The organism is Massilia eburnea (genome assembly GCF_050709955.1).
Lineage (GTDB): Bacteria > Pseudomonadota > Gammaproteobacteria > Burkholderiales > Burkholderiaceae_D > Rugamonas > Rugamonas eburnea_A.
In genome coordinates, this window is the sequence record NZ_JBNZFX010000019.1 from 40,036 (window position 1) to 46,035 (window position 6,000).

At 65.8% G+C, this 6,000-nt stretch carries 5 protein-coding genes; all 5 read left to right on the forward strand.

The annotated features are described in order from the left end of the window. The first annotated feature begins 105 nt into the window (after positions 1 to 105). The 5 genes from ACQ4MM_RS10875 (at position 106) to ACQ4MM_RS10895 (ending at position 5,848) form a co-directional block, all read left to right on the forward strand. On the forward strand, positions 106 to 243 hold the full coding sequence (locus tag ACQ4MM_RS10875) for a hypothetical protein (RefSeq protein WP_154668206.1): 138 nt from the start codon (positions 106 to 108) through the stop codon (positions 241 to 243). 81 nt (positions 244 to 324) lie between these two features. Continuing rightward, positions 325 to 1,299: a TOMM precursor leader peptide-binding protein gene (locus ACQ4MM_RS10880; RefSeq protein ID WP_431477383.1), complete on the forward strand. Its 975-nt coding sequence runs from the start codon at positions 325 to 327 to the stop codon at positions 1,297 to 1,299. 3 nt (positions 1,300 to 1,302) lie between these two features. Then, positions 1,303 to 2,631 (forward strand): YcaO-like family protein, encoded by a 1,329-nt coding sequence (locus ACQ4MM_RS10885; protein ID WP_431477384.1) that lies wholly within the window; start codon positions 1,303 to 1,305, stop codon positions 2,629 to 2,631. Further along, the gene (locus ACQ4MM_RS10890; RefSeq protein WP_431477385.1) at positions 2,628 to 3,485 is read left to right on the forward strand and encodes a SagB/ThcOx family dehydrogenase; all 858 of its coding nucleotides are present in this window, start codon (positions 2,628 to 2,630) and stop codon (positions 3,483 to 3,485) included. Before ACQ4MM_RS10885 ends, ACQ4MM_RS10890 begins: the two co-directional genes overlap by 4 nt. Beyond that, positions 3,482 to 5,848 carry an ATP-binding cassette domain-containing protein gene (locus ACQ4MM_RS10895; RefSeq protein WP_431477386.1) on the forward strand — a complete coding sequence of 789 codons (2,367 nt, stop codon included), beginning with the start codon at positions 3,482 to 3,484 and terminating at the stop codon, positions 5,846 to 5,848. Before ACQ4MM_RS10890 ends, ACQ4MM_RS10895 begins: the two co-directional genes overlap by 4 nt. Positions 5,849 to 6,000: the final 152 nt, after the last annotated feature.

Sequence of the window (6,000 nt, forward strand, 5' to 3'; positions counted from 1 at the left end):
GCTACCTTCCTGAGCGGTCGTGCCCAATGCGGAATCCGCATTTGCTTATGCTGGTTTCGCATATGGCGCGTCCATTCTCTTAAAAACTCAAAAGGAAGCAGAGAAATGACCATTCTGATTGAAACCACCCACATCCAGATCACCGACTCCACCGAGCCGGAATACCTGATGGACGACATGAGCGGCGCCCTGGCCGACGTTAGTGTCTCCTGCTGCACCTGCTCTTGCTCTTGCTGCTGCTAAACGGCTAAGTCCGGACACCGGCGTCGATGCCTCGCGCACCTTCGCCGGTGCTACGCCTTTTTTCTGAGATTGGTTAAGAGAATGAGTGAGTCCCTGTACATCTCGCCGCTGGCCGAAGTGACCACGCTGGGCGAAGACAAGATTGCCATTTCCGTCGTGGGCCGCCGTTTTACGGTGGAAGACCGGGTCGGCATCCTGAAAAGCATCCTGGCCGACGCCGCGCAAGGCGTCACGCTGAAACAACTGCTCGATTCCCGTGCCGAGAGCTTCCCGCCCGAGGCGGTGGAAGCGGCGGTCAATGCCCTGGTCGAAGCGCGCGTGCTGCTGAAACAGAATGGCCGCAGCGGCGGCGATGCCACCTTCCATCATTTGCAGCACCGCCGCGAGCAGGATGGCATGTCCGGCCCGGCCCAGCGCCCGCTGTACGACAAGTCGAACTGGGTGCTGGCGCTGGCCGGCACCGGTTCCTGCGCCGATGCGCTGGCCGCATCGCTGACCGAACTCGGTGTGCAGGTCCATCGCGTGGTGCGCGACGGACCCTTGCCGGACAAGGGCGAACGCCGCGTGCTGCTGCTGGTGGCGTCCGACTTCGACGATATCGCGCTGTTCCGCGCCATGAATGCCAAGGCGGTTGCCGCCGGCTGGCCGGCGCTGTTCGTCGGCATCGACTGGAACACCGTGCATTGCGGGCCGCTGGTACTGCCGAAAGCCACCGGCTGCTACGAATGCTATTTCCACCGCGTGCGCTCGACCCGCACGTTCGTGGCGGAATTCGATATGCGCAGCCAGTCCGAAAACATCCTGTACCACGCCCTGCCTAGCCGCCTGGCGGTGCAGTTCGGCGTGGCGGAAGCGTCGCGCGTGGCCCTGCAATTCCTGGCCGGCACGCTGGAAGGCTTGCAGCAAAGCGTGTTCAGCGAAATCGACAGTGCGAGCGGCGAGATTGTGCGCTCCCGCGTGCTGCGCCTGCCGCGTTGCCAGGTGTGCGGTACCGCCAGCACGGAGCGCCCGGTGGGCAGCGTATTCCAGCAGGCGCTGTTGCGCCGTCGGGCCTGAGCCATGGAGCGCTTGTCCGATGCGGGCCAGTTGGCCCTGGTACACGACGCCCTGGTGCACCGGCGCCACGGCATCATCACTTCGCTGCTGGAAGAAACCGAGCACCCCGACGCGCGCGGCCTGTTCGTCTTCAATGCCCTGATGGTGGACATCAAGAGCATGATGATCGACCCGGCGCGCGGCAAAGCGAATAACCCCAATTCCGACCGCGCCAGCCTGGCCGGTTCCGGCGCTGCCTTCGACCGTACCTCGGCCATGTGGGCGGCGTTCGGCGAAGCGGTGGAACGCTATGCGGCGGCTGCGCATTTCGACGACCAGGTGCTGTATGCCTCGCAGGAAGCGCTGGGTGATGCGGCAGTTGGCCCGAGCCAGTTCGTGCTGTTCGCGCCCGAACAATACGGCGAAGGCTTTGAATTCGCGCCCGACGACACCTCGGTGGTACGCGCCTGGGCGCCGGCCGCCGACCTGATGGACCCTGCGCGTGAGACCTATGTGCCGGCGCAGATGGTCTACCTCGGGATGCAGGTCAAGGACAAGCGCGAGATCGTGATGCAGTCTTCTTCGACCGGCCTGGCAACGGGCATGGACGAGGGCAGGGCGCTGCTGAGCGGCCTGGCTGAAGTGATCGAGCGCGATGCCTTTGCCGCCATGTGGCAAATGAAGTATCCGCCGCGCAGGCTGGTGGTGGCACCATCCACCATGGAACGCCTGCTGCCCGGCGTGCGCCGCCAGCTGGCGCATCCAAGCCTGGACGTTCACCTGTGGGATATCACGACCGACGTCGGCATGCCGGTGGTGCTGTGCCTGGCGCGCAGCCGCAACGACGGCACCATGTCGCTCGGCGCCAGCGCCCACCTGGATGTGGCAACGGCCATCAACAAGGCCGTGGTGGAAGCCTTCCACGGCTATGTGTGGGGCAGCTCGATCCTGTCAGCCGGCGCGCCGCTGCCGGAGCAGAGCGCGATCCGCAATCCGGGCGACCACTTCGCCTTCTTCCTGGACCGTTCGCGCCAGGGCGCGATGGATTTCCTGTTCACCAGCGAGGCCACGGTTTCGTCCGACGATCCATCACTGCGCCAGTTGTCCGGCATGGGCGACCTGCTGGCGCGCCTGAAAGTCATGGGCTTGCGCGCATTGGCGGTGGATGTGACGTCCGCCGACGTGGCCAGCCTGGGCTTCTGCGTGCTGCGCGCCTTCATTCCCGGCCTGCATCCGCTGCTGTTTGGCGACGGCCTGGTGAGCCGCGACGAGCGCCGCCTGCGCGCCATTGCCGCGCACTGGGGCTTGCCGGGCGTGCCTGAACCTAACCTCGAACCGCATCCGTTCCCATGACCAAGACCCTTCAGGAGTTGCTGCCGCCGCAGGCCATGGCAGGCCAGTTCGATATCGACGACCCGGCCGAGATCCTGCACGAGCAGACCAAGTTCCACCGCGCTACCTTGATGGGGCAGGTGAAGAACATCGTGCGTTTCCTGCGCCACCCGGCCTATATCGCGCGCGGGGCGGCGGGCTATAACGCTTACCCGTCCTGCCCGGCGATCGAATTGCCGGAACCGGTGCTGGCGCTGGGCGACCTGGCGCAGGCGCTGGAGCAGCGCAAGAGCGCGCGCGCCTTTGCCGGTGCCATGACGCTGCAGGAGCTTTCCAGCCTGCTGCATCATTCGCTGCGTGTGCGCCGCATGGCGAAGAGCGATATCGCGCCGCACGTGAAACTGGCTTTCCGTTCCTACCCATCGCCGGGCGGCTTGTATCCGACCGAGTTCTATTTCTTCCTCAATGACGTGGAAGGCATCGCGCCTTGCATCGCGCATTACGACGCGCGCAACCATCTGCTGCGCGTGCTGAAGCCGCAGCAGGGCGATGCTTTCGGCAGCGCGGAAGTCAAGTCGGGCGAATCGGGCGTCAAGGCTCCCGTGGTGTGCGTCATGACCAGCGTGCCGCAGCGGGCGACTGCCAAATATGGCGCGCGCGGCTACCGCATGTCGCTGCTGGAGGCGGGGCACGCGTCGCAGAACCTGTGCCTTGCGGCGCAGGGGCTGGGGCTTGGCTCCCTGGTATATGGCGCCTACTACGACGATGAGCTGGCGGCCTTGCTGGATATCGACGGCGTGACCGAGACGGTGGCTTCGGTCATGCTGCTGGGCCGCGAAGCGCCGCCGGCACCTGCCGCCAGCGAGGACGAATGAACGACGCACCGGGCTGGCAGGATAGCGAGTTGTGGCTGCGCGACGCGGCTGGTGCCGTGCTGCGGCAGGCTGCAACCGGCGACAGCGATGGTGCTGGGCAGGCGCTGGAGCGCCTGTTCGCACTGCGCGGGCGCTTTCATGCCTTTTCGATCCTGCAGGACATGCTGGCCGGGCGGCGCCCGTGGCGTGCTTGCGGCAGCGTCTATGTGCTGGGCGATGCCGAGCTTCCGCCCGCGCTGCTGCGCAATTTCGACGAGGCGGTCGGCGCTTGCGCCGCTTTTCTAGGCTTACCGCCGCCGTGCATCCTGCTGCAATGCGTGCCATCGGAGCGCGATATGCATTTGACGATGGAGAGCTTGCCGGGGTTGGCGATGGTGCGGCTCTCTACCCAGTCGGACGGATATGCCGACGGCCTGCGCGCCGTGGTGTTCCATGAAGTCGCGCATTGCTTCCTGACTTGCGGCGTGCGCTTGCTGGATGAAGGGCTGGCGCAGTTGTTTGCCAACCGCTTCGGCGGCGCTGCGCCATTGCCGCAGCGTCCGGAACTGGCTCCGCCGCTGCTTGCGATGCTGTCCCGCGACGGCAATGCCATGTTCGGCGCAGCGACAGGAGCGGGCATTGACGCCTATCGTGCCGCCTGCCGTCTCGGTGCCGACCTGCTGGAAGCGGTCGATGCCCGGGGCGGTGCTGTGGCGATTGTCTCGCTGTTCCGTGCCGTCGCGCGCGCCGCAACGGACGCCCAGATCGCCGAGTTGGCAGGGCGGGCCAGCGGCATCGCAATCGCTGCTGCGGACGCCAATACCACGGGACAGGGGAGCGGTGGCGGCGTCGGCGCGGGTCATGCCGCGTTGATCTCGCAATCACAGCAGGCCATCTTTGCCGCCTGGAGCAGCAAGCGTGCCGAAGACCTGTCGGACAGCATCGCTCAGCTCGAAGCGCAACCTGTATTTGTCCAGCCTTCCTTGCTGGACGCCTTGCTTGGTGCCCGCCTGAACCAGGCGCTGCTCCACGTCCATAGCGGCGCCAAGCTGGCGCCCGAGCAGGAGGCTGGCATTGACGCCTTGCTCAAGGCCGCCGACATCCTGCCGGCCGGACGACAGTGGCTGTGGCGCGGCGTCCGCGCCATCCTCGCGATCCTGCTGGCCCAACCCAATATCATCAAGGTCGCAACAGCAGGGCAGAATGCTTTGCACGCCTTTGGCAAGGCGCAGGAACTGATTGCCGGTGACCCGGACCTGCTGATCCATCACGCCTCGCTGCTGCTGCACGCGCCGCCCAATTACGGCGGTGACCGCGACCGCGGCGCAGGCATGCTGCGCGAAGCGATGCAGCACCCGCTTTACCGCGCCCACGCGCGCGAAATGCTGCTCGATAACGAGATCGATCCGGGCGACCAGGTGCTGGCCATTGCTCCTTCGGCGCCCGAGCCGACAGCAGTGCCGGCGAACTCCAGCGCTGCCGCGATTGCCGCCGCTGCATCGGCGGCAATCGCGCTCGAAGCGCACGGGATCACACTGCGCCTTCCTTCCGGGTTCATGCTGAATCCGGGCGACATAACGCTGCTCCAGGGCGAACGCGTCGCCGTCGTCGGCCCTAATGGCAGCGGCAAGACCATCCTCCTGGAGACCTTGCTCGGCCTGCGTACACCCGACAGCGGCAAGGTCCAGTTGGCAATCGGCGACCCACGCAACGCCAAGGTAAGGCAGCAGCTGGGCGGCCTGCTGCAAAGCGCCGACCTGCCAGGCCAGATGCGCGTCAGCGAGATCATGACGATGCACGCCACGATTTACACCCGCACCGAGCCGGCTGTGACCCGCGCCCTCGGCATGGAAGAACTGCGCACCAAACTCTGGCAACAGCTCTCGCGCGGCCAGAAGCAGCGCGTCATGCTGTGGCTCGCACTGTCCCACGTACCCGAGCTGGCGCTGCTCGACGAACCTTCGCTCGGCCTTGACGAATGGCACGCGCGCGCGCTGCGCGAGCTGTTGGCCGGCATGCCGACGACCGTGCTGCAAATCTCCCACATCCCGGCCGACCTGCTCGGCATGGACCGCATCCTGTGCATGGAACAGGGCAGGCTTGTCGACGGCGGCACGCTCGATGCACTGCTGGCGCGGCGCATTGGCCGCTTCAAGGCCCGAATCGGCCAGATATTGACCGGCGACGTAGAACAGGCCATGCACGCGCTGCCGGCGCTTTTGCGTGCCGAAGCGACGCAAGAAGGCTGGCAGCTACAGGGCGGGCAAGGTTTCGATGCCGGCTTCCGGCACTTCATCGAGCAGCACGGCATCGCCAACTTCAGCCTCGAAGCTTCGACCATCGAAGACTTCCTGGCCGACCTCACCAAAGGTGAAACCGCATGAAGAACCTGCTGCACCTGGTGCGCGCCGACCTGGCGCTTTTCCTGCGCGGCCGCCTGGCGCTGTTCTGGACCTTTGCTTTCCCGCTGTTGATGCTGATGATGCAGATGGCCTTGTTCGGGCAGGAGGCGAAGCTCGGCCCGGTAACGCTGGTG